We start from the raw sequence: 24,850 nt of genomic DNA, 5'->3' as shown, positions 1-24,850 counted from the left end.
CGCGGAGGATGACGGGAGGGGAAGTGAGGCAGCCGGGAGTCAAAGCCGGCGCCTTTCGCGAGTTATTTCACACGCTGCCCTGCAGCATCAATGACTGGCTCACCGTCTTCCTTCACGAACGCGCCTTTTTGCGACGCCGTCAGGATCTCCAGCACCACCTCTGAGGGGCGGCAGAGTCGGGTGCCCCGCGGCGTTGTCACGATCGGACGGTTAATCAGGATCGGATGCTGAAGCATAAAGTCGATTAACTGATCGTCAGTAAACCGGTCTTCCGCCAGCCCCAGCGCGTCGTAGGGTTCAACGTTTTTCCGTAGCAGGGCACGTACCGGGATCGCCATCGCGGCGATCAGCTGGCGCAGCTCATCGCGCGATGGCGGCGTCTCCAGATAATAGATAATGGTGGGCTCAGCGCCGCTGTTGCGGATCAGCGCCAGGGTATTACGCGAAGTGCCGCAGTCAGGGTTATGGTAAATGGTGATGCTCATCGTACGTTCTCATGGCTGGTTGAAGGAGAGACGCAGCGCCAGCGCGGCCAGCGTCACAAGCAGCACCGGCAGGGTCATGGTAATGCCACAGCGGAAATAATACCCCCAACCGATGGTGATGTGCTTCTGCGCCAGCACATGCAGCCAGAGCAGCGTGGCCAGGCTACCAATTGGCGTGATCTTGGGCCCCAGATCGCAGCCGATGACGTTGGCATAAATCATGGCCTCTTTGATCGTCCCTGTTGCCGCGCTGCCATCAATCGACAGGGCGCCGACCAGTACGCTGGGCATATTATTCATTATTGAAGAGAGGAAGGCCGACAGGATACCGGTGCCCAGCGTCGCGGCCCAGAGCCCGCGCTCCGCCAGCATGTTCAGCACCGTGGTCAGATAATCCGTTAACCCGGCGTTTCGCAGGCCATACACCACCAGATACATTCCCAGCGAGAAGATCACGATCTGCCACGGGGCGCCGCGCAGCACCTTGCCGGTGTTAATCACCCGCCTGCGCTTCGCGACAGCAAACAGGATCCCCGCTCCCGGCGCCGCGATGGCGCTGACCGGGATCCCCAGCGGGTCAAGAACGAAAAAGCCGACCAGCAACAGCAGCAGCACGCCCCAGCCGGTGCGGAACGTCGCCGGATCTTTTATCGCCGTGACCGGCGCTTTCAGTAACGCCATATCCCAGGCCGGCGGCATATCCCGGCGAAAGAACAGATGCAGCATCGCCAGGGTGGTGAGGATCGCCGCGAGATCGACCGGCACCATCACCGAAGCGTACTCCCTGAAGCCGATGGCAAAGAAATCTGCCGAAACGATATTCACCAGATTCGACACCACCAGCGGCAGGCTGGCGGTATCGGCAATAAATCCGGCGGCCATGACAAAGGCCAGCATCGTTCCCTTGCTGAATCCCAGCGCTCGCAGCATGGCAATCACGATGGGGGTGAGGATCAGCGCCGCGCCGTCGTTGGCAAACAGCGCCGCCACCGCGGCGCCGAGCAGGATAATCCAGGTAAACAGCAGACGACCCCACCCTCTTCCCCAGCGGGAAACGTGCAGCGCGGCCCATTCAAAAAAGCCAGACTCATCAAGCAGCAGGCTGATAATGATAACGGCGATAAAGGTGGCGGTCGCATTCCAGACGATATGCCACACCACCGGGATATCGGCTAGTTGTACTCCACCGGTGGCCAGCGCCAGCGCCGCGCCAAAGGCCGCGCTCCAGCCTATCCCTAAACCCCGCGGCTGCCAGATCACCAGCACCAGGGTCAGGACAAAAATCGCGCCTGCCAGCAACATGATTACCCCCGTCAATCACATTCGAAAAAACAGATATGTTTAGATAAAATTTTTACTGACAACCCGCCCCGTCAGCCAGTCTGCAAACCATCATCCGCACATCGTCCTGCTGACTGAGCCAGGCTTGCTCAATCACCTGCGCCGCCCAGGCCGGCATCTGCGGAGAGAGGCGGTAATGGACCCATTTACCCTGTTTACGATCCAGCAGCAGCCCGCTTTCCCGCAGCATCGCCAGATGGCGGGAGATCTTGGGCTGGGACTGGGCGAGCGCCGTACAGAGATCGCAAACACACAGCTCTCCACGCGCCTTGAGCAGCAATACGATCCCCAGCCGGGTTTCATCGGCGAGGTTTTTGAACAGTTGCAGGGGCAATAAAGACATGATTTCTCCTTAAGCGTGACGGACAGCATACGGAACCACCAATAAAGATCAATATACATTCGTAAAAACATATGTGTTATTTCACGCCTGCGATAAGCCCCCGTTGAGTGGCTACACGCCCTCCCTTGTGCAATAGCACGGAAAAATGCCGCGCTTTCTTTTATCCCTCATCGAAATGTGTCAGGCTGGCGATCCCATCGGATTGACAGGGTTTTCAGGATGAGTACGCTTTATGTGGTTGTTTTAACGTATATAAAACCGCTCGAAGAGGTGGACGACGCCATTCCCGCCCACGTCGAATGGCTCAAAAAAGGCTATGCTGACGGCCTCTTTCTCGCCTCCGGCCGCCGCCTTCCCCGCACCGGCGGGGTGATTCTGGCGAAATGCGCCAGCCAGGAAATGCTGGAATCGCGTCTGAGTCAGGATCCCTTCCAGCAGTTGGGTCTCGCCCGTACCGAGATTATTCCCTTTGAGGCCAGCATGGCGTCACCCGTACTGCAGTCGCTGTTATAAGCGTATCCCGGAGGAAAAATGCAGCCGTCCTTTCACTGGATCAATGAACCTGCCGAGTGGCGCCGCGATACTGACGGCCTGACGGTGGTCACCGATAAGCATACCGACTTCTGGCGCCATACCTGGTATGGCTTCGAGCGTTTCTCTGGGCATCTTTATGCTACTGAGGTGGAAGGTGATTTTACCCTGCAGGCAAAAATATGTGCCGATTTCACCACGCTTTACGACCAGGCTGGACTAATGATGATGGCGGACGAGCAGACCTGGCTGAAGGCGGGGATTGAATTCAATGACGATGCCCCGGCCATCGGCAGCGTACTGACGCTAACCCACTCCGACTGGGCCACCGGGCTTTTTCCCGGCGACCCGCGCACCTTCTGGCTGCGGCTGACCCGCAAGGGCGATGCGTTAAGGCTGCAGTATTCGACCGACGGCGAGCGCTGGCCGCTGCTGCGGCTCGGCTACTTTCCGCCAGGCCCGGTGAAAGCGGGCGTCATGTGCTGCTCACCGGAGCGCGCGGGACTGGCGGTTGAGTTTCAGGATATCCAGCTTTCCCCGCCATCAGACAAAGCGCTGCACGATCTGAGCTGAACGCTAGCGGGAAGACCCGACTTTCTCTGCATCCTGAGGGCCAGGATTGCAGGGTTCGCGGGTGCCGGGCAGGTAAAAATGGCCGTGCTTATCAGGATCGGTGCCGCCCGGGCACCCTGCCCGACCCGAGGAATTATCGCTATCGCCGCCGTTCGAACCGTTGCCGCCGTCGGCGCCAGCTATTACCGACTGCCCGTTATGGCCACCGTGAACGCCCTGCGCTGCACTGGCCGAAAACGCCACCAGCGCGAACATACAGACCATGAAGCGTCTGCCCATTGCTGCCTCTCCCTTATCGATATTCCCCGTCCATCGCGTTGACGATGGGATGAGCCGTTGCACGGCAAAATGCACCGCGATAAAAACGCGTTATCCGCAGGGAGTATAGGGTTAAGACTGAGAGAAAGACAGGGCCGGTGCCTTCAGACATTTCGCACGCAAAATAGCCTCTATTCCGCAGTATGCGCTATCAGAAAATCAATCAGGGCTTTCACCCTTTTCGTTCTGCCCGCGTTTTTCGGGTAATAGAGATAAACCGGCGGATAGGTTTTCCAGTAGTCCTCCATCACCGGTAGAAACTGTTCACGATCGGGCTGTAGCCGCCAGATGGGTTCAAACAAGCGGCCAATCCCCAGTCCATGGCGGATACCGTCGGCCATGACGTCAATATCATTGCTGATTAACTGTCCGGGCATCTCGACGGTCAGTTGCTCGCCGTGGTCATTGAGGATCAGCGGCAGGATGCGGTTGTTGGTAATAAAGCGATAGCCAATCAGCCGGTGATGGTTGAGATCGGCGGGCACCGCAGGCACGCCATATTCGGCCAGATAGGCTGAGGAGGCATATAACCCTTCCCGAAACGGCTTCATTAACGGGCGGGCGACCACTCCGCCTTCGAGAATATCGCCAAAGCGGATCCCCAGGTCGAATCGTTCTTCAATAATATTGACGGTACCGTCATAGACCGATATTTCCAGCTGGATCCCCGGATATTGCTGACAAAATGCCGCCATCGCCGGTTTCAAAATAAGCAGGTAGGCAAAGCGCGAGAGGGTTATTCTCACTGCTCCGGAGGGTTCCTGATTCTGGTCGCGGAGGCTCTCCAGCGATGTTTCCAGAACCTCCACCGCCGCCGCAGTCTGCTCCAGCAGCTGTTGCCCGGTTTCTGTCAACTCGATTCGCCGGGTAGTGCGCACAAAAAGCGGATGACCAATGTGCTCTTCCAGCAGCTTGAGCGCATTGCTGACCGACGGCGGCGTGATTTCTAATTTCCTTGCGGCGGCCGAGATAGTGCCTTCGCGCGCAATGCTCTGAAAAATGCGTATCTGATTATAAAGCGCGTTATTCATAGCATCTCCTTAAGCCAACCTCGCCTGATTATTAAGTACAGGCTAAATATTCTTAAGTCAATGACCGCCTAATCTTCGCCACCAGGGGCCCGTATACTTTTGTCTCTTCCCGCTGATAACGACTTTCCGGAGACAAAGATGCGAATTTTATGTCTGGATATTCCCGCGCCCGGCGCGACGCTGGAACACTATGCGCCGCACCTTACCGCGGAAGCCCTGCATGCCTGGGGACTGTATAGGTCTGGCTTTATCCGCGATATCTATTTCCGTCAGGACCGACCCGGCGTCGCTATTTTCCTCGAGTGCGACACCGTGGAAGAGGCGAATAACGTCATGGCCGAATTTCCGCTGGCAAAAGCGGGTTTATTAACCTTCGAGTGTATTCCACTCGGCTCGTTTATTAGCTGGGAAAACCTCTTTTCTGCCGAATTTAAACATCAGGAGTAACGATGGGAACGCCTCATATCCTTATCGTTTCCGGACATCCGGACCTCAACCATTCCATCGCCAACGCCACCATCCTCGACGAAGTGACGACCGCCCTGCCCGACGCGGAAATCCGTCGTCTGGACTGGCTCTATCCGCACGGCAACATCAACATCAGCGCAGAGCAGGAAAGCCTGCTCAGGGCCGATGTGATTGTCTGGCAGTTTCCTTTTTCCTGGTATGGGCTGCCCGGGTTAATGAAACAGTGGCTGGACGAGGTTTTTGTTCATGGCTTTGCTCACGGCTCAACGGCGAAACTGGGCGGTAAAAAACTGCTTCTCTCTTTCACCACCGGGGCGCCGCAAGCGCTCTACACCACTGACGGTTTCTTTGGCCACGCCATTGAAGAGTACCTCCTTCCTTTCGAGACCACGGCCAGGCTGTGCAATCTTGAGCTGCTGGCGCCGGTTTATACCTGCGGCATCAGCTACGCCGACCGGGATGCCGACAAAATCGCCCAGCAAAAAGCGCGTGCCCGGGAGCACGCGGCCAGACTGATCGCGCAGCTGAAAACTCTGGTGGAATAACCCAAAGGGAGAAAATAACGATGCAGTATACCCGGCTCGGTAAAAGTGACTTACTGGTCTCCCGCATCTGCATGGGATGTATGGGGTTTGGCGATCCGTTGACGGGCCAGCATCGCTGGACGCTGGACGAAACAGCCAGCCGGGACATCATTCGCTACGGCCTCGAAAAGGGCATCAATTTTTACGATATCGCCATCGCCTATCAGAACGGCTCCAGTGAGCGGTACGTTGGCCGGGCGCTGCGGGAGATGGCAAAACGCGAGGAGGTGGTGCTGGCCACCAAGTTTCTGCCACGAACCGCTGCCCAGATAGCCGAGGGGATCAGCGGAAAAGAGGCGATAGCCCGCTCGCTCGACCAGAGTCTGCGAAACCTCGGGATGGACTACATCGACCTCTACATCTACCACATCTGGGATCACAACACCCCGGTTATCGACGTGCTGGAGGCGCTGCACACCGCCGTGACCGCCGGCAAGGTGCGCGCGATTGGCATTTCCAATTGCTATGCCTGGCAGCTGGCGAAGGCGAACGCCCTTGCTGAACGCGAAGGGCTGACGCCCTTTGTCTCCATGCAAAGCCATTACAACCTGATTATGCGTGAAGACGAACGAGAACTCTTCGGGCTGTGCGCAGAAGATAATATCGCCATGACCCCCTATAGCGCGCTGGCCAGCGGCCGTCTCTCGCGTTTAGAAGGCTACACGCGGCGAGCGGTGGAAGATGATTATGCCCGGGGTAAATACGACGGCACGGCAGAGCAGGATCGGATCATTATTGCGCGCGTCGCCGAACTTGCCGAACGGCATCAGGTCTCCATGACCGAAATCTCGCTGGCCTGGCTGCTGACTAAAGTCACCGCCCCGGTGGTCGGCGCCACGCAAAAGCACCATGTTGACGGTGCGGTCAGCGCCGTGAACCTGCGGCTCAGTTCTGAGGAGATCCGCTATCTGGAAGAGGCCTACCAGCCGCACGTTCTCACAGGCGTGATGGCGCAAAACACGCCGCAAGCCAAAGACCATCCTCAGGTGTGGACGCGGTAACCCTCTGTCCTGTTCAGCAGGGAGAATAAAACATGAAAAACGTGATTGCCGCGGCAGCCTTGTCGCTTGTGCTGTCTGATTTTGCTTATGCCAACGAAAAAAGAGATGAAGCTATGATGAAAATTACCCCTTCAACCCTTGTGGACGCTGATATTCACGCGGTCTCACCGGCGCTGGCGCGCTTCGGCCGCGAGGCCATCAGCAACGACCTCTGGCAACGTGACGCCCTGTCCACCCGCGACCGCAGCATCGTGACTGTGGCCATGCTGATTGCCCGCAACCAGCCAGGCGAGCTGAAGCACTATATTGAAGTCGCTCTCGATAGCGGCGTGACGCCAGCGGAAGTATCAGAGATCATTACCCATCTGGCGTTCTACTCAGGTTGGCCCAATGCAATGTCAGCCGTCAGCGTGACCAAAGCGATCTTTGCAGCCCGCGGCATCACGGCAGAGGCCCTGCCCGCCGCCTCGCCAACGCTGCTGCCACTCAATGAACAGGTAGAGAAACAGCGTGCAGAGACCGTGGAAAAAAATGTCGGCCCCATTTCGCCTGGCCTGGTTAAATTTACCGCCGACCCGCTGTTTCTCGACCTCTGGCAACGGCCCGCGCTTACGCCCCGCGACAGAAGTCTGGTGACGGTCAGCGCGTTAATCGCCGCCGGACAGAGCGCGCAGATTGGCTACCACCTGAACAGAGCCATGGATAATGGGCTTTCGGCTGAAGAGGCCGGAGAAGTAGTCGCCCAGGCGGCGTTCTACGCGGGATGGCCAAATGCGTTTACCGCCGCCCCGGTGGTCGGCGAGGTATTGCGATCGCGCGAAAGCAAAACTGAATAAAAAAGAATAAAGGACAGGGAAGCTGTCCTTTATTTATCGTTAACTGTTAATTTAAAGGTACCAGGAGGGCTTTCGATTAGGTCTCGCGGAAAGGACATAAACGGTCTATCGAAGTATGGAGACTTCGATAGTGAGTCTGTTCACATCGCTCATTGAGAAAATTGCCGTTCCGTATGCCGTCATGAGTCTCATCCTTTGAAAGCAGCGATCGCTGTGGCGAGACGGTAGCGCGGACATGTCTATTTGGTCAGAGATGGACATCTCAATTTAGCTACTACACCGCTACTTCGCTTGATTTTTTATATTAAATATCAATAATTTGAATTATTCATTTAATATAAATTGATGTTATAGCAATCGCTATACAGGCTCCTTAGTCATGACTGACCTCCCCACACCGCATATCGCAAGAATTTGCTCTCTCAGCCAGCGGTGACCGGGGTCGCGTTCCATTCTTGGGTGCCACATCTGCGATACCGTAATACGACGGCTTTTGAACGGCAGCTCGAAAACATGTACCTGGTCCGTTACCTGCTGATTGAGTAAATAGAGTGCGGGTATCATGGCGATAAGATCCGATTCCAGCGCCACGGACAGGGCTGTCGGAAATCCCGGTACGACGCTCGCAATTTTACGTTTTGTCCCCAGTTCGGCCAGCGCATCGTCAACGGATCCGTGCAACGCGCCATCGGGTGACGCTACCACATGGCCCCAGGCGACATAATCACCCACGCCTATTTCTGCCTGCTTAGCCAGCGGGTGCCCTTTACGCACGACGCCAACAAACCGATCCTCAAACAGTCGTTGCAGCCGTATTTCTGGCCCCATATTACTCTGAACGCCAATCTCCAGATCAACCAGCCCTTCCCGAAGATAGCGCGACGTTTTTTCCGGCTTAGGCGCGAAGCGTATACAGACATCCGGCGCGGCGTCGGCAACCGCTGCTATGAGCGCAGGCCCAAACGCCACCACAAAGCCATCGTTTGCCCTGATGGTAAAAAGACGCGCCAGACTTCTCGCGCAGAACGTTTCCGTTGAGGGCTGCAATACTGCCCTGGCCTCGTGCACTGCACGCCTGGCGCGATCCCGGGTCGCTTCGGCCCACGGGGTCAGTACCATGTTACGCCCGGCGCGCACCAGGATCGGGTCTCCTGTGACATCGCGTAACCTGCTTAATGTCCGGCTCATGGCCGAGGTGCTGAGGTTCAGACGACGTGCCGCACCTGCGACACTCGCTTCACTCAGCAATATGTCGAGTGCTACCAGCAAATTAAAATCGGGATCAGACATTACCCTTCCTCCCAGCACATTAAGATAAGGCGTTTGATGCAACAATAAAGTGAAAGTAGTGCGTCTTCCGCCCAGTAAAAGCCATCTTTATAGTTTTGTCATCCATACACTCTTCTCAGAGGACAAATGATGACGCTCTTTTCCAGTCAACCCGGCGACGAAGGACTGCCTGGCCCGGCGCGCGCACGGGTGATGGCCGCAATAATGACCACCACCTTAATGGGCGTGTTTGATGGCACCATGATCAACATTGCCCTCCCCTCAATGGCTCAGGAGATGCAGGTACCTGCCAGTATTGCCGTCTGGTTCGCCAACGGGTATCTGCTGGCGGCTGCGATGACGCTGGCGATATTCGCGGCGCTTGCGGCCCGTCTGGGTTATCGCTCCGTATTTCTGGCGGGCCTGACGACCTTTACCCTGACATCACTGGGTTGCGCGCTGGCGAATAAGCCCGAAGTGCTTATCGGTATGCGCGTGCTTCAGGGGATCGGCGGCGCGGCGACGCTGAGTATTGCCCCCGCAATACTCAGGTCCGTATTTCCCGGACGATTACTTGGCCGCATTCTGGGATTCCATGCCCTGCTCATTGCCTCCAGCTCCGCTATCGGCCCGGTATTGGGCGGTACGATCCTTCACACCCTGAGCTGGCAATGGCTGTTTGCGATAAACGTTCTTCCCGGCACCCTCGCCTTACTGCTGGCGGTCAGAGCGCTGCCGCGGGATGCGATCCCTATGCAGGCGCCCTTCGACACCCTGGGCGCCATATTGTCGGCGCTGCTGTTGGGTTCGACGATCATGGCGGCGAACAGCCTACAGAACGCTACTTCTCAATTCGGCAGCCTTTGCTGGATGGCTCTCGCTGCGCTGAGCGGCATGGCTTTTATCTGGCAAATCCGCCGCACGGATCATCCCTTACTGCCGCCGACCATGTTTAAAAATGAACGTTTTACCCTCGCGGCCTTCACGTCGATGGTTGCTTTTGTCAGCCAGGGGATCACCTTTATTGCGCTACCCTTCCTGTTTCAGAGCGAATACGGCTACAGTCCGGTAGTGTCTGCCCTGCTGTTTACGCCGTGGCCGTTAGGGATCGTGCTGATTGCGCCGCATGCAGGCCGTTGGGCGGACACGATATCAGCCCCGGCGATATCCACCCTGGGGCTGGTGATTTTTGTCGTCGGTTTGATCCTGCTGGCGACGTTACCCGCCAGCCCTTCAATGTGGGATATCTGCCTGCGAAGTCTGGTGTGCGGAATAGGGTTTGGCTGCTTTCAGAGTCCCAATAACCGGGAAATGCTCTCAAACGTTATTCGTGAGCACGCGAGTTATGCGTCCGGTGTTTTATCCATTATGCGCACTTTCGGGCAGTGCCTGGGAGCCGCCGCCGTAGCCGTTCTGCTGGCAGCAGATGAAAGGTCAATTCATGTTGCGCTGTGGAGCGCTGCCGCGGCCTCTGCGGTATCGGTCATCGTCAGCGCGAGCCGGTTGCGTAAAATTACTCATCCTGCGGAAACAGGATAAATGCGAAAATATCACTAAACGCGACGACTCCAGCGCCAGCAGCGCAAAACGCTGATCCCGCAACCAAAGTGGAGTCCTCCGTCGGAGTTCAATAGACTAACAGCATGCTATAACCGCTTATTTATCAAGGGAGAAGTGAGTTTAGAAGACGTCAGGAGACTGGAGTTTGGAGTTTGGAGTTTGGAGTTTGGAGTTTGGAGTTTGGAGTTTGGAGTTTGGAGTTTGGAGTTTGGAGCGGGCGAAGGGAATCGAACCCTCGTATAGAGCTTGGGAAGCTCTCGTTCTACCATTGAACTACGCCCGCGAAGAGGTGCGAGAAGCATTATAGCCCTTACGCACCCTGTGACAAGCCTGCCAGATGCTGACTGGCGATAAAATAACCTTTTAGCACTTAGGTTTACTGCCCTGCGGCGGCAGATAGCGCAGCGGATCGATGGCCGTGGCCCGATAGCGGATCTGGAAATGCAGGCGCACAGAGTCGGCATCCGTACTGCCCATGGTGGCAATTTGCTGGCCGGCCTTCACGCTCTGGCCATTATTCACCATCAGCTTATCGTTGTGGGCGTAGGCGGTGATGTAATCCTCGCTGTGCTTAATCATGATCAGGTTGCCATAGCCGCGCAGCTGGTTGCCGACATACACCACCTTGCCCGCCCCGGCGGCATACACCGGCTGCCCGCGGGTCCCGGCAATATCAATGCCCTTATTGCCGCCATCGGCGGTGGAATAAGGCAGGACCACTTTGCCACTGGTCGGCCAGCGCCAGCAGCGCTGTCCCACCGGCGGCCAGGAGGATTGAGGTACCGCAGATGAAGGGGTGACCGCCGCAGTGCGCGTAGAGGAAGATTTTTTCTTCGTCGTCTTTGACGCGCCGCTGCCGTTGAGCTTCAGCTTCTGCCCCACCTCAATGGTGTAAGGCGGCGAGATGTTATTCAGACGAGCCAGATCGCGAACGCTGGTGCCGGTGGTGCGCGAGATGCCGTACAGGGTATCGCCACGTTTGACGGTATAGGTGGCACCGGAGTCGGAGGTGCTGGAGCAACCGGCCAGCACCAGGCTTGTCGCCAGCATCAGTGTCATATAAAAGCGTTTCATCATCAGGCATCCTGCACTTAACACAACCACTTACCTCGCAATCAGGGCGAATATCATACCAGCCCGCGGCGCAGGGCGTCATCCCTGAAGGCTAACAGATGACCCTCTGGCATCACGTTCGGCCAGCGACGAAAAGATTCACGTTCATACCGCACGTCGTGGAGGGCACGCCCCGCAGTCCCAGGCTGCCGCTCGCAGACCAGCCTCCAGGGCTTGTTTTGGTAATGCCTTTCTCCCATTTATGGGCTACCCTAGTGGCCTGAGTACATGACCCGGCGGGTTTGTGCCGGGTCATTTTTTATTTTCAGGAGTCGTCATGGCCGGGGAACACGTCATTTTACTGGATGAGCAGGATCAACCTGCCGGTATGCTGGAGAAGTATGCCGCCCACACGCTTGATACCCCTTTGCATCTCGCGTTTTCCTGCTGGTTGTTTAATCAGCAGGGTCAGTTTCTGGTCACCCGTCGTTCGCTGGGCAAAAAAGCCTGGCCCGGGGTGTGGACCAACTCGGTCTGCGGACACCCCCAGCAGGGCGAGACCTTCGAGCAGGCCGTCACACGCCGCTGTCGTTTCGAGCTCGGCGTGGAGATCGCCGATATCGCGCCGGTTCACCCGGCCTTCCGCTACCGGGCGGTCGCCCCTAACGGCATTGTTGAGAACGAAGTGTGCCCGGTGTATGCCGCACGCGTGGTCAGCCAAGTGCAGCCTAACGACGATGAAGTCATGGATTATCAGTGGGTTGACCTGGAAACGATGTTAAGCGCGCTGGCCGCCACGCCGTGGGCGTTTAGCCCGTGGATGGTACTGGAAGCGGAAAACCAGGACGCCCGCCAGGCGCTGATCGATTTCGTTGCGCGTCTGCGCGGGTAAGCTGACTATTCTCCAGGCCAGGCGCAGCCCTGTGCCTGTCATTAATGCCTGGCGGCGCTACGCTTGCACAGGCCTACGGTTCTGCGCCATTGCGTAGCCCGGATAAGGCATTTACGCCGCTATCCGGGATCCCCCGGCTTGCGCTGCGCCGGGCTACGTCAGGCTTCGGCCCTCATATCAGACATAAAAAAACCCGGCAAGCCGGGTTTTTTGTATTTCGCGAAGGGCGATTATTTCTGCGGACGCATCGCCGGGAACAGGATCACGTCGCGGATGGTGTGGCTGTTAGTGAACAGCATGACCATACGGTCGATACCGATACCCAGACCAGCGGTCGGCGGCAGGCCGTGTTCCAGCGCGGTGACGTAGTCTTCGTCGTAGAACATCGCTTCGTCGTCGCCGGCGGCTTTCGCATCAACCTGATCCTGGAATCGCTGCGCCTGATCTTCAGCGTCGTTCAGCTCGCTAAAGCCGTTACCGATTTCACGGCCGCCGATAAAGAACTCGAAACGGTCGGTGATTTCCGGATTCACGTCGTTACGGCGCGCCAGCGGAGAAACTTCCGCCGGGTATTCGGTGATGAAGGTCGGCTGAATCAGATGCGCTTCTGCCACTTCTTCGAAGATCTCGGTCACGATACGGCCCAGACCCCAGCTCTTCTCAACTTTTATGCCGATGGACTCAGCGATCGCTTTCGCGGAATCGAAGTTATCCAGATCCGCCATCTCGGTTTCCGGACGGTATTTCTTGATCGCTTCGCGCATGGTCAGTTTTTCAAACGGCTTGCCGAAGTCGAACACCTGGTCGCCGTAAGGCACTTCAGTGTTGCCGAGGATGTCCTGCGCCAGGGTGCGGAACAGGGATTCGGTCAGCTCGATCAGATCTTTGTAATCCGCGTATGCCATATAGAGTTCCATCATGGTGAACTCTGGGTTATGACGAACGGAGATCCCTTCGTTACGGAAGTTACGGTTGATCTCGAAGACGCGTTCGAAGCCGCCAACCACCAGACGCTTGAGGTACAGTTCCGGCGCGATACGCAGGTACATGTCCAGATCCAGCGCATTGTGATGGGTGATGAACGGACGCGCGGAAGCGCCGCCCGGGATCACCTGCATCATCGGGGTTTCCACTTCCATAAAGCCGCGGCCAACCATGAACTGACGAATACCCGCCAGGATCTGCGAACGCACTTTGAAAGTGTTGCGAGATTCATCGTTGGAGATCAGATCGAGGTAACGCTGACGATAGCGCGCTTCCTGATCCTGCAGGCCGTGGAATTTGTCCGGCAGCGGACGCAGGGCTTTGGTTAGCAAACGCAGCTCGGTGCAGTGGATGGACAGCTCGCCGGTTTTAGTCTTGAACAGCTTACCGCGGGCGGCGATGATGTCGCCGAGATCCCATTTTTTGAACTGGTCGTTATAAACGCCTTCCGCCAGGTCATCACGCGCGACGTACAGCTGAATGCGGCCGCCAACGTCCTGCAGGGTAACGAAAGACGCTTTACCCATGATACGACGGGTCATCATGCGGCCAGCAACGGCCACTTCAACGTTCAGCGCTTCCAGCTCTTCGTTTTCTTTCGCATCGAAGTCAGCGTGCAGTTGGTCAGAGGTATGGTCACGACGGAAATCGTTCGGGAAAGCGACGCCCTGCTCACGCAGCGCGGCCAGCTTCTCACGGCGGGTTTTCAGTTCATTATTAAGGTCAATTGCCGCGTCAGCGCCCTGTGCTTGTTGTTCAGACATGTTGGTTCCTCATAACCCTGCTTTCAAACTTGCTTCGATAAATTGGTCCAGGCTGCCGTCGAGCACCGCCTGAGTGTTGCGGGTTTCCACCCCGGTACGCAGATCTTTAATACGCGAGTCGTCCAGCACGTAAGAGCGGATCTGGCTGCCCCAGCCGATGTCGGACTTGTTGTCTTCCATCGCCTGCTTCTCGGCATTTTTCTTCTGCATCTCCAGCTCATAAAGCTTCGCTTTCATCTGCTTCATGGCCTGGTCTTTGTTCTTGTGCTGCGAACGGTCGTTCTGGCACTGCGTCACTAAGCCGGTCGGAATGTGGGTGATACGCACCGCGGATTCCGTACGGTTAACGTGCTGACCGCCCGCGCCGGATGCGCGATAAACGTCAATGCGCAGATCGGCCGGGTTAATTTCGATATCGATATCGTCATCCACTTCCGGATAAACGAACGCCGAGCTAAAGGAGGTATGACGACGGCCGCCGGAATCGAACGGGCTCTTACGCACCAGGCGGTGAACGCCGGTTTCCGTACGCAGCCAGCCGTAGGCGTAATCGCCAATGATTTTGATGGTCACGGATTTAATGCCCGCGACTTCACCTTCGGATTCTTCGATGATTTCGGTCTTAAAGCCGCGGGCTTCCGCCCAGCGCAGGTACATGCGCATCAGCATGCTGGCCCAGTCCTGGGCTTCGGTGCCGCCGGAACCGGCCTGAATATCGAGGTAGCAGTCGGCGCTGTCGTATTCGCCGGAGAACATGCGGCGGAACTCAAGCTGCGCCAGCTTCTCTTCCAGCCCGTCCAGCTCAGCAACCGCTTCGTTGAAGGTCTCTTCGTCTTCGGCTTCAACCGCCAGCTCCAGCAGACCAGCCACGTCTTCCAGCCCCTGGGACATCTGATCCAGGGTATCCACAATGGCTTCCAGGGAAGAACGCTCTTTACCCAGCGCCTGGGCGCGTTCAGGTTCGTTCCAGACGTCCGGCTGTTCCAGCTCGGCGTTTACTTCTTCGAGACGCTCTTTCTTGGCATCGTAGTCAAAGATACCCCCTAAGAACGTCGGAGCGCTCCGTGAGGTCCTGAATGCGGTTTTTTACCGGATTTATTTCAAACATGGTCGGTTTCTTTTAATGGATTTGTCAAAATGCGGTGATAAGAGCGGAATTCTACCGGATTCGCGCCCTTATTCATACACTGTTGTCAATTTGGCCAGAGGTGATCGATGATCAGCTGCAGGCTGCGGTTGCCGCGGAACTCGTTGATGTCGAGCTTGTAGGCTAACTGCACTTCGCGCACGCCGTTGTCCGGCCAAATGGAAGTATCAACGTTGAAAGCAATACCGTCCAGCAGCGGGCCGCCGCCAACCGGTTCGACCATCACTTTCAGGTGACGCTCGCCCACCAGCCGCTGCTGCAGCAGGCGAAAACGGCCATCAAACAACGGTTCCGGGAACATCTGCCCCCATGGTCCGGCATCGCGCAGCATCTGCGCCACTTCCATGCTCATCTCCGTCGCCGCCAGCGGGCCGTCGGAGACCACCTCGCCCTGCAATAATGCGGGATCCAGCCACTCAGTCACCAGTTCGCCGAAGCGCTGTTGAAACTCCTCAAAGCGCGCCTCTTCCAGCGATAAACCCGCCGCCATCGCATGGCCGCCGAACTTCAGGATCAGTCCCGGATAGAGCGTATCCAGGCGCTCCAGCGCATCGCGCATGTGCAGCCCCTGAATAGAGCGGCCGGAACCTTTCAGCGTGCCGTCGCCGGTCGGCGCAAAAGCGATAACCGGGCGATGGAAGCGCTCCTTAATGCGTGATGCCAGAATGCCGACCACCCCCTGATGCCACTGCGGATGGTACATCGCCAGCCCGCCAGGCAGGGTGTCGCTGCTGCGTTCCAGTTGCTGACACAGGGTCAACGCTTCGGCCTGCATCCCCTGTTCAATCTCTTTACGCGTCTGGTTGAGCGCATCAAGCTCATTGGCTAACACGCGCGCTTCGCCGATGTTATCGCACAGCAGCAGCGCCACGCCGACGGACATATCATCCAGCCGCCCCGCCGCATTGAGGCGCGGCCCAAGGGCGAAACCGAGGTCGCTGGCCGCCAGTTTTTGCGGGTCGCGATTGGCAATTTCCAGCAGCGCTTTAATGCCTGGCCGACATTTGCCGGCGCGAATGCGGCTTAACCCCTGCCAGGTCAGGATGCGGTTGTTGGCATCCAGCGGCACGACGTCCGCGACGGTGCCCAGCGCCACCAGATCCAGCAGCTCGGCAAGGTTCGGCGCGGCTATGCCGCGGGCGTCGAACCAGCCTTTATCGCGCAGGAAAGTACGCAGCGCCAGCATCAGATAAAACGCCACCCCCACCCCGGCCAGTGATTTCGACGGGAAGTCACAATCGCGCAGGTTAGGGTTAACGATGGCCTCGGCCGCCGGTAGCGTCTCGCCCGGCAGGTGGTGATCGGTCACCAGCACCGGAATGCCCAACGCATGGGCGTGATCGACACCGGCATGTGACGAAATGCCGTTATCAACGGTCATGATCATCTGCGCGCCGCGGGCGTGCGCCTGATCGACCACTTCCGGGCTTAAACCGTAGCCGTCTTCAAAACGGTTGGGCACAAGATAGGAGACGTTACCGTAGCCCAGCGCGCGTAGCGCCAGCACGCTAAGGGCGGTACTGGTGGCGCCGTCGGCATCAAAATCGCCGACCACCACAATATGTAACCCTTTCTCGAAAGCGTCGTGCAGCATCTCAACCGCTTTTTCAACGCCGGTGAGCTGCGTCCACGGCAGCATGCCTTTGACGCTGCGCTCCAGCTCCTGCGCACTGCGCACCCCGCGGCTGGCATACAGCCGCTGCAGCAGCGGCGGCAGGTCGGCGGGGAGATCGACGCCGTCAACCGCCTCACGGCGGCGTAGTTGTATCTGTTGTTTCACGCGAATCAGTTACCGCTTGTCTGTTTTTTATGCTCGTCGAGGAACGCTTTCAGCTCTTTCGGCCCCTGATAGCCCGGCAACACCATACCGTTGCTGAGAACCATCGCCGGGGTGCCGTTGACGCCCATCTGCACGCCGAGGGTGTAATGTTTGGCGATATCCACATTGCAGCTTGCCGGCTGTACGCCTTTGCCGTTCATGGCGTCATCCAGCGCTTTGTTGCGATCTTTCGCACACCAGATGGCCTTCATGTCCTGCTCGGCCTGGCTCTGCAGCCCCTGGCGCGGGAAGGCCAGATAGCGCACGGTGATGCCCAGCGCGTTGTAGTCGCTCATCTGCTCGTGCAGTTTATGGCAGTAGCCGCAGGTGATGTCGGTGAAGACGGTAATGACGTGCTGCTCCTTCGGCGCTTTATAGACAATCATCTCGTTGCTCAGCGCGTTCAGCTTACCGACCAGCAACTGGTTGGTGACGTTGATCGGCTGCGCGCCGCTCACATCGTACATCGGCCCCTGGATGATGTGTTTGCCATCGTCGGTAACGTACAGGACGCCGCTGTCGGTCAGCACCGTGCTCATCCCGGAAACCGGCGACGGTTGAATATCAGTACTCTGCACACCCAGCTTCGCCAGCGACTGTTTGATCGCCGCGCTATCGGCATGCGCCGCGCCGGAAAGCGAGGCTGCCAGCAGAGTGAACATCAATAAACCTTTTTTCATACTCAGTCCTTTTGTTCAGCACTCACGCCCGCGGGTGGTGCTGTTGATGAAGTTGTCGCAGACGCTCGGTCGCCACGTGGGTGTAGATCTGCGTGGTGGAGAGATCGCTGTGTCCTAACAGCATCTGCACCACGCGCAGGTCGGCGCCGTGATTGAGCAAATGCGTGGCGAAGGCATGGCGTAATACGTGCGGGGAGAGTTTCGCGCTGTCGATCCCCGCCAGGACGGCATAGTGTTTAATGCGGTGCCAGAAGGTCTGACGCGTCATCTGCTGTGCGCGCTGGCTGGGAAATAAGACATCCGACGCCACGCCATTCAGTAGCCACGGGCGACCATATTCGAGGTAATTTTCTACCCACATTACCGCCTCTTCGCCCAGCGGCACCAGCCGTTCTTTGTTGCCTTTACCAATGACCCGCAACACGCCCTGACGCAGGCTGATATCGCTCATCGTCAGGCCAACCAGTTCCGAGACGCGCAGGCCGGTGGCATACAGCACTTCCAGCATCGCCTTATCGCGTAACTCCAGCGGCTGCTCCACCAGCGGCGCCTGCAGCAGACGTTCAACCTGCGCCTCGCTGAGATCCTTCGGCAACCGCTGCGGCAGCTTCGGCGAAGCCAGCAGCGCGCTGGGATCGTCCGGGCGAATTTTTTCCCGGTACAGATGCTGGAAGAACCGGCGCACGGCGCTGAGCAGACGTGCGGTGCTCGTTGCTTTGTAGCCGCCGGTTTGCCGCTCGGCCAGCAGCGCCTGCAGATCGTCGCTGCCGACGCTGGCCAGCGACAGGCCGCGATGGTGCAGCCACTCGACTAACATCGTCAGATCGCGACGGTAAGCGCTGAGCGTATTCTCCGCCAGATTCCGCTCCAGCCAAAGGGCATCGAGAAACTGTTCGATTTGTGCCAGATCCTGTTTCACATCGGCCTCTTTGTTCGTTATAGGGTCTCATTATGCCTTAAGAGGCCGCCTTTCTGGTACACTGGGCGCAATTCACGGCAAGAATTGAGACGTTTACGCGATGAATATAGGTCTTTTTTACGGCTCCAGTACCTGCTATACCGAAATGGCTGCGGAGAAAATCCGCGATATCATCGGCCCTGAGCTGGTGACGCTGCACAATCTGAAAGACGATTCCCCCGCGCTGATGAGCCAGTACGACGTACTGATCCTCGGCATCCCGACCTGGGATTTCGGCGAAATTCAGGAAGACTGGGAGGCGGTCTGGGAGCAACTGGATACCCTGGACCTGGAAGGCAAAATCGTCGCACTGTACGGCATGGGCGATCAGCTGGGCTATGGCGAATGGTTCCTTGACGCACTGGGCATGCTGCACGACAAGCTGGCGACCAAAGGCGTGAAGTTTGTCGGCTACTGGCCAACCGAAGGCTATGAGTTCACCAGTCCAAAACCGGTTATCGCCGATGGCCAACTGTTCGTTGGCCTGGCGCTGGATGAAACCAATCAGTACGACCTGAGCGACGAGCGCATCCAGAGCTGGTGCGAGCAGATCCTCGGCGAAATGGCCGAACACTTCTCCTGACGCCGCTTACTCCTGCGCCGGTTTTTGCAGCACCAGCCGGCGCAGATCGCGCCATTCTCCGGCATCCATGCTATCCGCCGCCAGCCACAGATGCTGCCCGCGCCGGGTATCGACATGGCGTAAACGCAGCAGCATACCGCTATTGATGACCCACGGCGTCCCGAGGATCTCCCATTCGGCGTTTTGCCAGCGAAGACGGGAATCGGTGAGCAGTTTTATCTCTCCGCGACGGGCATGGATCCGCCGCTGGCTGCGTACGCAGTCAAACACTACCAGCGACAACAGCAGCAGCCAGATCGGGGTGTAGCTTAGCGGCCAGGGAACCAACAGCACCAGCGCCGCCACAACGCCGTGGAGCAGCAGGGAAAACCACTGCGCGCGCCAGGAGATACGGAGATCAGATTGCCACAGGACCACGTTCCCGATTCCGTGTCTGAATTAAGGTTACCATCCGCTGCAGCTCCGCATCGGCCGGTTTGCCGTGGTTCATCAGCCAGTTGAACAGATCCGGATCGTCATTTTCCAGCAGGCGAATGAACAGCTGTTTGTCAGCGTCGCTGAGGGTATCGTACTCATACTCAAAGAACGGCATGATGGAGATGTCGAGTTCGCGCATCCCGCGGCGGCATGCCCAGTGGATACGTGCTTTATTGTTAATGTCCATGTTGACCTTCCAGCAGCAAAATATAGGTTAGTTTAACCCGTTTTCTGCCGTAACTTTACAGGAATATCGCTGAATGCGAGCATCCTTCCATAAAAACCATAAAATAATGATGGGCTTATTGATTCCCTGCGTCAGGCGGCTGTCTCACGCCAGCGCACAAATGGCCTGTTGAAAGCACTTGCAATGCACTATAGCTCTTTTACCATTGGTCACACACACTGCGTTAAGCGATTCAGGATATGACTATGGCTTTTACACCTTTTCCTCCGCGTCAGCCTTCCTCTTCCGCTCGTCTGCCGTTAACGCTGATGACCCTGGATGACTGGGCGCTGGCGACGATTAGCGGGCCGGATAGCGAAAAATATCTGCAGGGCCAGATTACCGCCGATGTGAGCAGTCTCACCGATGCTCAGCATCTGCTTGCCGCCCACTGTGACGCCAAAGGCAAGATGTGGAGCAACCTGCGCGTGTTCCGCCGCGACGGCGGCTTCGCATGGATCGAGCGCCGCAGCCTGCGCGACGTACAGCTGACCGAACTGAAAAAATATGCCGTCTTCTCCAAAGTCACCATCGCCGCCAACGACGATCTGGTTCTGTTGGGGGTGGCCGGCTTCCAGGCGCGCGCCGCGCTGGCGCCGCTGTTCGCCGCCCTGCCCGACGCAGCCACCCCGGTGGTCAGCGAAGGCGCCACCAGCCTGCTGTGGTTTGACCATCCGGGCGAACGCTTCCTGCTGGTGACTGATGTCGACACCGCTAACCGCATTACCGACGCGCTGCGCGGCGAAGCGCAGCTCAACAACAGCCAGCAGTGGCTGGCGCTGAATATTGAAGCCGGTCTGCCGGTTATCGACAGCGCCAACAGCGGGCAGTTCATTCCGCAGGCGACCAACCTGCAGGCGCTGGGCGGCATCAGCTTCAGGAAAGGCTGCTACACCGGTCAGGAGATGGTGGCGCGGGCGAAATTCCGCGGTGCCAATAAGCGTGCGCTGTGGACGCTGTCAGGGACCGCCAGCCGGGTGCCGGAAGCGGGGGAAGATCTGGAGCTGAAAATGGGCGACAACTGGCGCCGCACCGGGACGGTGCTTGCGGCGGTTCAGCTGGATGATGGCCAATTGCTGGTGCAGGTGGTGATGAATAACGATATGGAGCCGGACAGCATCTTCCGCGTGCGCGACGATGCCGGAAGCCTGCGCATCGAACCGCTGCCCTATTCGCTGGAAGACGTGTAATAAAGCGTTATGACTCCCGGCTTGCGGCGCTCGCGCCTTAGCCGGGCTACTTGACTGCAAATACCGTAGCCACGGTAAGCGTAGCGCCACCGTGGGATTTCCAGGCCGCAGATAACCGTAGCCACGGTAAGCGCAGCGCCACCGTGGAAGTTTAATCAGGACTGGCCGACGTACAGATAGATCGCCAGGAAGTGACACACGCTGCCGCCGAGCACGAAGCCGTGCCAGATAGCGTGGTTATAGGGAATACGTTTGCAGACGTAGAAGATAACCCCCAGCGAGTACACCACCCCGCCGACCGCCAGCAGCGTTACGCCGCCCACCGCCAGCTTCACTGCCAGCTGATAGACCACGATAAGCGACAGCCAGCCCATGGTCAGATAAGTCACCAGCGACAGAATTTTAAAGCGGTGTGCGATGGTCAGCTTAAACAGGATCCCCAGCAGGGCCAGGCTCCAGATGACGATCATCAGCCCCTTCGCCAGCGGTGAATTCAACCCCACCAGCAAAAACGGCGTGTAGGTCCCGGCAATCAGCAGGTAGATAGCGCAGTGGTCGAACTTTTTCAGCCACTGTTTCGCCCGCTGATGCGGGATCGCGTGATAGAGCGTAGAGGCGAGGAACAGCATAATCATGCTGCCGCCGTACAGGCTGTAGCTGGTGATCGCCGTCGCGCTGGCGTTGGTGTCTACCGCCTGCACCAGCAGCAACACGAGGCCGACAATACCGAACACCAGCCCGATCCCGTGGCTGATACTGTTGGCAACTTCCTCTGCCAGAGAATATCCCTGAGTGATTAATGGTTTGCGCACCATATTTGACTCCGTGAAAACAAGAACGCTTTCATTGCCCACTTAGGGTAACTGAGAATGATTCCAGTGAACACCTGTTAGCCAAAATAAAACGATGTATATTTGTAAATACATTAAAATCAAAATGTTACAAGATTATTTCAACTAACAGCTGTGCCGGTTTTATTTAAAGGCGTTTGAATTCAATAACATAAAACCGATCTTCCGCAGGATAGATTTCCCTAATCACCTGCCGCAGTTGTTCGAGGGTCATATTCTCCTGTTGAGCATGCTGTTCAGTTAGCGTATCGAGCGTCACCGTCGAGGTGGCGGTCACGGCGATGGTGCAAAAATAGCCGTCATCTTCATAGCGCCCAACGCGCAGGACGTCACCCGGTTTAAAATGCGATTCCGCCGCATCGCGGATAGTAATCGTTTTGCGCCCGGCAAGGATGTCCTCCTGAAAACGCTGAAAAAAGGTAATGTCATTGGCCTGCATGATATAATTCCGTCCTGGTCATTATGAATTGTGAGTTCGCCACTGTGAGTATGTTCTCCCACGCCGCTGTCGCCAGTCTCAATAATCTTGAGATGATGGTCTATCACTATGTCATTAAGAATCGTGACAAAGTGATGTACATGACCATCCGCGAACTGGCCGAGGCCGCCGGGGTCTCCACCACCACCGTGTTGCGCTTCTGCCGCAAACTGCAGTGCGAGGGCTACTCTGAATTTCGCGTACGCTTTAAATTATATCTTGAGCAGAATGAGCCTCAACAGGCAAATATCGGCGCCAGCGAAATTATGAGCTTTTTTAAAAGCGTCAATAATGACGAATTCGATGAATTACTCGAGCAGGCCGTGGATATTATTCTCGCGTCGGAACGTATTATTTTCGTCGGCGCCGGCACCTCCGGCGCGCTGGCGAAATATGGCGCACGCTTCTTTTCCAACGTCGGTAAATTCAGCAACCATATTGACGACCCCTATTTTCCGGTAACCAATGATATGGCCCGTAACGCGCTGGCGATCGTGCTTTCCGTCTCCGGCGAAACCGAAGAGATCCTGCGCTTCGCCAGCCAGTTCAGCCTGCACCGCTGCAAGGTGATGTCGATTACCAGCCACGAGCATTCGCGACTGGCGAAACTGGCTGATTTCAATCTCTCCTGGCACGTGCCGCAGACGCGCATCGGCGGCGTCTACGATATTACAACGCAAATTCCGGTGATCTATATCCTTGAATCGCTGGGACGTAAATTAGCGCGCAAAATCAGCTAAAAATAACAGCCTGTTTTTTCGATGTAACATATTACCTTTAGCGGAATTTGTTATATCGTGACATTCAATTTCGCTTTGCTAGACTCAATCGCAATAGTTATTCAGAGAGATTAGCAAAGATGAAAAAATTGACTCTTCCCAAAGACTTTTTGTGGGGCGGCGCGGTCGCCGCGCATCAGGTTGAAGGCGGCTGGAATAAAGACGGCAAAGGCCCGAGCATCTGCGACGTGCTGACTGGCGGGGCGCACGGCGTACCGCGCGAAATCACCCACCAGGTCGAAGCGGGTAAATATTACCCTAATCACGAAGCGGTCGATTTCTACGGCCACTACAAAGAAGACATCAAACTGTTCGCTGAGATGGGCTTCAAATGCTTCCGCACCTCTATTGCCTGGACCCGCATCTTCCCGCAGGGCGACGAAACCCAGCCGAATGAAGAGGGGCTGAAATTCTACGATGACATGTTCGATGAACTGCTGAAGTACAACATCGAGCCGGTGATCACCCTTTCCCACTTTGAAATGCCGCTGCATCTGGTACAGCAGTACGGCGGCTGGACCAACCGCAAAGTGGTCAATTTCTTTGTGCGCTTCGCCGAAGTGGTCTTCGAGCGCTATAAGCACAAAGTGAAATACTGGATGACCTTTAACGAGATCAATAACCAGCGCAACTGGCGCGCGCCGCTGTTCGGCTACTGCTGTTCCGGCGTGGTCTATACCGAGCATGAAAATCCGGAAGAGACCATGTACCAGGTGCTGCATCACCAGTTTGTCGCCAGCGCGCTGGCGGTGAAAGCGGCCCGTCGTATCAACCCGGATATGCAGGTCGGCTGCATGCTGGCGATGGTCGCCCTCTACCCTTATTCCTGCAAACCGGAAGATGTCATGTTCGCCCAGGAGTCGATGCGCGAACGCTACGTCTTTACCGATGTCCAGTTGCGCGGTTACTACCCGAGCTATGTGTTGAATGAATGGGAACGCCGTGGCTTCAACATCAAAATGGAAGACGGCGACGCGCAGATCCTGCGCGAAGGCACCTGCGCCTACCTCGGCTTCAGCTACTACATGACCAACGCGGTGAAAGCTGAGGGCGGCACCGGCGATGCCATTTCCGGTTTCGAAGGCAGCGTGCCGAACCCGCACGTCAAAGCCTCCGACTGGGGCTGGCAGATTGACCCGGTTGGCCTGCGCTACGCCCTGTGCGAACTGTATGAGCGCTACCAGAAGCCGCTGTTTATCGTGGAAAACGGCTTCGGCGCCTACGACAAAGTCGAAGCTGACGGCAGCATCAACGATGACTACCGCATCGATTATCTGCGCGCCCACGTCGAAGAGATGATCAAAGCGGTGACTTATGACGGCGTCGATCTGATGGGCTATACCCCATGGGGCTGCATCGACTGCGTCTCCTTCACTACCGGGCAGTACAGCAAACGCTACGGCTTCATCTACGTCAATAAACACGATGGCGGCACCGGCGACATGTCCCGCTCGCGCAAGAAGAGCTTTAACTGGTACAAAGCGGTTATCGCCAGCAACGGTGAGAATCTGTAACTGACCGCCCTCTCCCGGCCGGGAGGGGGCAAATCACTTATCCGCCAGACACTTCTTTACAGCTTTACCATTGCTAAAACGCGTTCGCCCGATAAGATAGGCCTCGTGAATATTT

28 protein-coding genes and 1 tRNA gene are annotated in these 24,850 nt (G+C 57.0%); 12 read left to right on the top strand and 17 right to left on the bottom strand.

Going from position 1 to position 24,850, the window contains the following annotated elements; genetic code table 11:
• Window positions 1-62: 62 nt before the first annotated feature.
• The 3 genes from arsC to R0140_RS03990 are packed head-to-tail and all read right to left on the bottom strand — an operon-like array spanning window position 63 to window position 2,169.
• Window positions 63-485 carry a glutaredoxin-dependent arsenate reductase gene (gene arsC, locus R0140_RS04000; protein ID WP_008806395.1) on the bottom strand — a complete coding sequence of 141 codons (423 nt, stop codon included), beginning with the start codon at window positions 483-485 and terminating at the stop codon, window positions 63-65.
• A gap of 9 nt (window positions 486-494) precedes the next feature.
• Complete coding sequence (locus R0140_RS03995; protein WP_032740981.1) at window positions 495-1,787, bottom strand: arsenic transporter; 1,293 nt, start codon at window positions 1,785-1,787, stop codon at window positions 495-497.
• A gap of 52 nt (window positions 1,788-1,839) precedes the next feature.
• Entirely contained in the window at window positions 1,840-2,169 is a 330-nt protein-coding gene (locus R0140_RS03990; protein WP_008806397.1) for a metalloregulator ArsR/SmtB family transcription factor, read from the bottom strand.
• Between the two features lie 219 nt (window positions 2,170-2,388).
• Here R0140_RS03990 and R0140_RS03985 point away from each other — a divergent pair, with 219 nt between their 5' ends.
• Entirely contained in the window at window positions 2,389-2,682 is a 294-nt protein-coding gene (locus R0140_RS03985; protein ID WP_032740982.1) for a YciI family protein, read from the top strand.
• Between the two features lie 18 nt (window positions 2,683-2,700).
• The gene (locus R0140_RS03980; protein WP_023323252.1) at window positions 2,701-3,273 is read left to right on the top strand and encodes a DUF1349 domain-containing protein; all 573 of its coding nucleotides are present in this window, start codon (window positions 2,701-2,703) and stop codon (window positions 3,271-3,273) included.
• Between the two features lie 3 nt (window positions 3,274-3,276).
• Here R0140_RS03980 and R0140_RS03975 read toward each other — a convergent pair whose 3' ends face one another.
• Together R0140_RS03975 and R0140_RS03970 are read right to left on the bottom strand one after the other, a co-directional pair.
• Window positions 3,277-3,552, bottom strand: coding sequence for a hypothetical protein (locus tag R0140_RS03975; RefSeq protein ID WP_008806400.1), 276 nt, complete (start codon window positions 3,550-3,552; stop codon window positions 3,277-3,279).
• Between the two features lie 170 nt (window positions 3,553-3,722).
• On the bottom strand, window positions 3,723-4,622 hold the full coding sequence (locus R0140_RS03970) for a LysR family transcriptional regulator (RefSeq protein ID WP_012540606.1): 900 nt from the start codon (window positions 4,620-4,622) through the stop codon (window positions 3,723-3,725).
• A 138-nt stretch (window positions 4,623-4,760) separates the two neighbouring features.
• Between R0140_RS03970 and R0140_RS03965 the strand changes: the two genes are divergently transcribed.
• Genes R0140_RS03965 through R0140_RS03950 form a run of 4 tightly spaced genes read left to right on the top strand, consistent with a single transcriptional unit; the run spans window position 4,761 to window position 7,511 of the window.
• On the top strand, window positions 4,761-5,069 hold the full coding sequence (locus R0140_RS03965) for a superoxide dismutase (RefSeq protein ID WP_032740983.1): 309 nt from the start codon (window positions 4,761-4,763) through the stop codon (window positions 5,067-5,069).
• A 2-nt stretch (window positions 5,070-5,071) separates the two neighbouring features.
• Complete coding sequence (locus R0140_RS03960; RefSeq protein ID WP_032755472.1) at window positions 5,072-5,635, top strand: NAD(P)H-dependent oxidoreductase; 564 nt, start codon at window positions 5,072-5,074, stop codon at window positions 5,633-5,635.
• 20 nt (window positions 5,636-5,655) lie between these two features.
• Window positions 5,656-6,675: an aldo/keto reductase gene (locus R0140_RS03955; RefSeq protein ID WP_110184898.1), complete on the top strand. Its 1,020-nt coding sequence runs from the start codon at window positions 5,656-5,658 to the stop codon at window positions 6,673-6,675.
• Window positions 6,676-6,707: 32 nt separating this feature from the next.
• Window positions 6,708-7,511, top strand: a complete 804-nt coding sequence (locus R0140_RS03950) for a carboxymuconolactone decarboxylase family protein (RefSeq protein WP_032740985.1) — start codon at window positions 6,708-6,710, stop codon at window positions 7,509-7,511.
• A 360-nt stretch (window positions 7,512-7,871) separates the two neighbouring features.
• Here the strand turns inward: R0140_RS03950 and R0140_RS03945 are convergent, their stop codons facing one another.
• Complete coding sequence (locus R0140_RS03945) at window positions 7,872-8,801, bottom strand: LysR family transcriptional regulator (RefSeq protein WP_008806405.1); 930 nt, start codon at window positions 8,799-8,801, stop codon at window positions 7,872-7,874.
• A gap of 129 nt (window positions 8,802-8,930) precedes the next feature.
• Here R0140_RS03945 and R0140_RS03940 point away from each other — a divergent pair, with 129 nt between their 5' ends.
• Entirely contained in the window at window positions 8,931-10,319 is a 1,389-nt protein-coding gene (locus tag R0140_RS03940) for an MFS transporter (protein WP_032736400.1), read from the top strand.
• Between the two features lie 230 nt (window positions 10,320-10,549).
• Here R0140_RS03940 and R0140_RS03935 read toward each other — a convergent pair.
• A tRNA-Gly gene (locus tag R0140_RS03935) sits at window positions 10,550-10,623 on the bottom strand.
• A gap of 80 nt (window positions 10,624-10,703) precedes the next feature.
• The gene (gene actS, locus R0140_RS03930; protein WP_016161813.1) at window positions 10,704-11,417 is read right to left on the bottom strand and encodes an amidase activator ActS; all 714 of its coding nucleotides are present in this window, start codon (window positions 11,415-11,417) and stop codon (window positions 10,704-10,706) included.
• A gap of 313 nt (window positions 11,418-11,730) precedes the next feature.
• Between actS and idi the strand changes: the two genes are divergently transcribed.
• A complete protein-coding gene (gene idi / locus R0140_RS03925; RefSeq protein WP_008806421.1) occupies window positions 11,731-12,285 on the top strand; it encodes an isopentenyl-diphosphate Delta-isomerase in 555 nt (184 codons plus the stop codon).
• Window positions 12,286-12,515: 230 nt separating this feature from the next.
• On the opposite strand, the gene lysS is transcribed toward idi, so the two are convergent.
• From lysS to xerD, 5 genes are all read right to left on the bottom strand, one after another.
• Complete coding sequence (lysS, locus tag R0140_RS03920) at window positions 12,516-14,033, bottom strand: lysine--tRNA ligase (protein WP_008806422.1); 1,518 nt, start codon at window positions 14,031-14,033, stop codon at window positions 12,516-12,518.
• Between the two features lie 9 nt (window positions 14,034-14,042).
• Window positions 14,043-15,141, bottom strand: a protein-coding gene (gene prfB, locus R0140_RS03915) for a peptide chain release factor 2 (protein ID WP_012540595.1) whose coding sequence is annotated in 2 segments (ribosomal slippage) — window positions 14,043-15,065 and window positions 15,067-15,141 — 1,098 coding nt in all. Because the reading frame shifts where the segments join, the coding sequence is not laid out codon by codon here.
• Window positions 15,142-15,226: 85 nt separating this feature from the next.
• Window positions 15,227-16,960, bottom strand: coding sequence for a single-stranded-DNA-specific exonuclease RecJ (recJ, locus tag R0140_RS03910; RefSeq protein WP_032736401.1), 1,734 nt, complete (start codon window positions 16,958-16,960; stop codon window positions 15,227-15,229).
• 5 nt (window positions 16,961-16,965) lie between these two features.
• The gene (dsbC, locus tag R0140_RS03905; RefSeq protein ID WP_012540593.1) at window positions 16,966-17,679 is read right to left on the bottom strand and encodes a bifunctional protein-disulfide isomerase/oxidoreductase DsbC; all 714 of its coding nucleotides are present in this window, start codon (window positions 17,677-17,679) and stop codon (window positions 16,966-16,968) included.
• A 22-nt stretch (window positions 17,680-17,701) separates the two neighbouring features.
• Entirely contained in the window at window positions 17,702-18,598 is an 897-nt protein-coding gene (gene xerD, locus R0140_RS03900; protein WP_008806426.1) for a site-specific tyrosine recombinase XerD, read from the bottom strand.
• A 100-nt stretch (window positions 18,599-18,698) separates the two neighbouring features.
• Between xerD and fldB the strand changes: the two genes are divergently transcribed.
• Complete coding sequence (gene fldB, locus R0140_RS03895; RefSeq protein WP_008806427.1) at window positions 18,699-19,220, top strand: flavodoxin FldB; 522 nt, start codon at window positions 18,699-18,701, stop codon at window positions 19,218-19,220.
• Window positions 19,221-19,226: 6 nt separating this feature from the next.
• On the opposite strand, the gene R0140_RS03890 is transcribed toward fldB, so the two are convergent.
• On the bottom strand, window positions 19,227-19,637 hold the full coding sequence (locus R0140_RS03890; protein WP_002916310.1) for a protein YgfX: 411 nt from the start codon (window positions 19,635-19,637) through the stop codon (window positions 19,227-19,229).
• Window positions 19,618-19,884: an FAD assembly factor SdhE gene (gene sdhE / locus R0140_RS03885; RefSeq protein WP_002916312.1), complete on the bottom strand. Its 267-nt coding sequence runs from the start codon at window positions 19,882-19,884 to the stop codon at window positions 19,618-19,620. The genes R0140_RS03890 and sdhE overlap by 20 nt, the downstream gene beginning before the upstream one ends.
• Window positions 19,885-20,129: 245 nt before the next feature.
• Between sdhE and ygfZ the strand changes: the two genes are divergently transcribed.
• Window positions 20,130-21,113, top strand: coding sequence for a tRNA-modifying protein YgfZ (gene ygfZ, locus R0140_RS03880; protein WP_032740987.1), 984 nt, complete (start codon window positions 20,130-20,132; stop codon window positions 21,111-21,113).
• 155 nt (window positions 21,114-21,268) lie between these two features.
• On the opposite strand, the gene trhA is transcribed toward ygfZ, so the two are convergent.
• Both trhA and yqfB read right to left on the bottom strand, forming a co-directional pair.
• Window positions 21,269-21,928, bottom strand: coding sequence for a PAQR family membrane homeostasis protein TrhA (gene trhA, locus R0140_RS03875; protein WP_008806429.1), 660 nt, complete (start codon window positions 21,926-21,928; stop codon window positions 21,269-21,271).
• 163 nt (window positions 21,929-22,091) lie between these two features.
• Window positions 22,092-22,403: a N(4)-acetylcytidine aminohydrolase gene (gene yqfB, locus R0140_RS03870; protein ID WP_008806430.1), complete on the bottom strand. Its 312-nt coding sequence runs from the start codon at window positions 22,401-22,403 to the stop codon at window positions 22,092-22,094.
• 50 nt (window positions 22,404-22,453) lie between these two features.
• On the opposite strand from yqfB, the gene R0140_RS03865 reads away from it, so the two are divergent.
• On the top strand, window positions 22,454-23,182 hold the full coding sequence (locus R0140_RS03865) for a MurR/RpiR family transcriptional regulator (protein ID WP_012967245.1): 729 nt from the start codon (window positions 22,454-22,456) through the stop codon (window positions 23,180-23,182).
• Between the two features lie 119 nt (window positions 23,183-23,301).
• The gene (gene bglA, locus R0140_RS03860) at window positions 23,302-24,735 is read left to right on the top strand and encodes a 6-phospho-beta-glucosidase BglA (RefSeq protein ID WP_110184899.1); all 1,434 of its coding nucleotides are present in this window, start codon (window positions 23,302-23,304) and stop codon (window positions 24,733-24,735) included.
• Window positions 24,736-24,850: the final 115 nt, after the last annotated feature.

The sequence above is a fragment of the Klebsiella sp. w6 genome (genome assembly GCF_033100215.1).
GTDB lineage: Bacteria > Pseudomonadota > Gammaproteobacteria > Enterobacterales > Enterobacteriaceae > Klebsiella > Klebsiella variicola.
The sequence above is the reverse complement of the archived record's forward strand: the minus strand, read 5'-3'. Positions and strand labels throughout refer to the sequence as shown.

What these genes read in the sequence shown, in the direction of transcription:
- arsC (WP_008806395.1), bottom strand. Translation starts at nt 485, where the DNA reads ATGAGCATCACCATTTACCATAACCCTGACTGCGGCACTTCGCGTAAT.
- R0140_RS03995 (WP_032740981.1), bottom strand. Translation starts at nt 1,787, where the DNA reads ATGTTGCTGGCAGGCGCGATTTTTGTCCTGACCCTGGTGCTGGTGATC.
- R0140_RS03990 (WP_008806397.1), bottom strand. Translation starts at nt 2,169, where the DNA reads ATGTCTTTATTGCCCCTGCAACTGTTCAAAAACCTCGCCGATGAAACC.
- R0140_RS03985 (WP_032740982.1), top strand. Translation starts at nt 2,389, where the DNA reads ATGAGTACGCTTTATGTGGTTGTTTTAACGTATATAAAACCGCTCGAA.
- R0140_RS03980 (WP_023323252.1), top strand. Translation starts at nt 2,701, where the DNA reads ATGCAGCCGTCCTTTCACTGGATCAATGAACCTGCCGAGTGGCGCCGC.
- R0140_RS03975 (WP_008806400.1), bottom strand. Translation starts at nt 3,552, where the DNA reads ATGGGCAGACGCTTCATGGTCTGTATGTTCGCGCTGGTGGCGTTTTCG.
- R0140_RS03970 (WP_012540606.1), bottom strand. Translation starts at nt 4,622, where the DNA reads ATGAATAACGCGCTTTATAATCAGATACGCATTTTTCAGAGCATTGCG.
- R0140_RS03965 (WP_032740983.1), top strand. Translation starts at nt 4,761, where the DNA reads ATGCGAATTTTATGTCTGGATATTCCCGCGCCCGGCGCGACGCTGGAA.
- R0140_RS03960 (WP_032755472.1), top strand. Translation starts at nt 5,072, where the DNA reads ATGGGAACGCCTCATATCCTTATCGTTTCCGGACATCCGGACCTCAAC.
- R0140_RS03955 (WP_110184898.1), top strand. Translation starts at nt 5,656, where the DNA reads ATGCAGTATACCCGGCTCGGTAAAAGTGACTTACTGGTCTCCCGCATC.
- R0140_RS03950 (WP_032740985.1), top strand. Translation starts at nt 6,708, where the DNA reads ATGAAAAACGTGATTGCCGCGGCAGCCTTGTCGCTTGTGCTGTCTGAT.
- R0140_RS03945 (WP_008806405.1), bottom strand. Translation starts at nt 8,801, where the DNA reads ATGTCTGATCCCGATTTTAATTTGCTGGTAGCACTCGACATATTGCTG.
- R0140_RS03940 (WP_032736400.1), top strand. Translation starts at nt 8,931, where the DNA reads ATGACGCTCTTTTCCAGTCAACCCGGCGACGAAGGACTGCCTGGCCCG.
- actS (WP_016161813.1), bottom strand. Translation starts at nt 11,417, where the DNA reads ATGATGAAACGCTTTTATATGACACTGATGCTGGCGACAAGCCTGGTG.
- idi (WP_008806421.1), top strand. Translation starts at nt 11,731, where the DNA reads ATGGCCGGGGAACACGTCATTTTACTGGATGAGCAGGATCAACCTGCC.
- lysS (WP_008806422.1), bottom strand. Translation starts at nt 14,033, where the DNA reads ATGTCTGAACAACAAGCACAGGGCGCTGACGCGGCAATTGACCTTAAT.
- dsbC (WP_012540593.1), bottom strand. Translation starts at nt 17,679, where the DNA reads ATGAAAAAAGGTTTATTGATGTTCACTCTGCTGGCAGCCTCGCTTTCC.
- fldB (WP_008806427.1), top strand. Translation starts at nt 18,699, where the DNA reads ATGAATATAGGTCTTTTTTACGGCTCCAGTACCTGCTATACCGAAATG.
- sdhE (WP_002916312.1), bottom strand. Translation starts at nt 19,884, where the DNA reads ATGGACATTAACAATAAAGCACGTATCCACTGGGCATGCCGCCGCGGG.
- ygfZ (WP_032740987.1), top strand. Translation starts at nt 20,130, where the DNA reads ATGGCTTTTACACCTTTTCCTCCGCGTCAGCCTTCCTCTTCCGCTCGT.
- trhA (WP_008806429.1), bottom strand. Translation starts at nt 21,928, where the DNA reads ATGGTGCGCAAACCATTAATCACTCAGGGATATTCTCTGGCAGAGGAA.
- yqfB (WP_008806430.1), bottom strand. Translation starts at nt 22,403, where the DNA reads ATGCAGGCCAATGACATTACCTTTTTTCAGCGTTTTCAGGAGGACATC.
- R0140_RS03865 (WP_012967245.1), top strand. Translation starts at nt 22,454, where the DNA reads ATGTTCTCCCACGCCGCTGTCGCCAGTCTCAATAATCTTGAGATGATG.
- bglA (WP_110184899.1), top strand. Translation starts at nt 23,302, where the DNA reads ATGAAAAAATTGACTCTTCCCAAAGACTTTTTGTGGGGCGGCGCGGTC.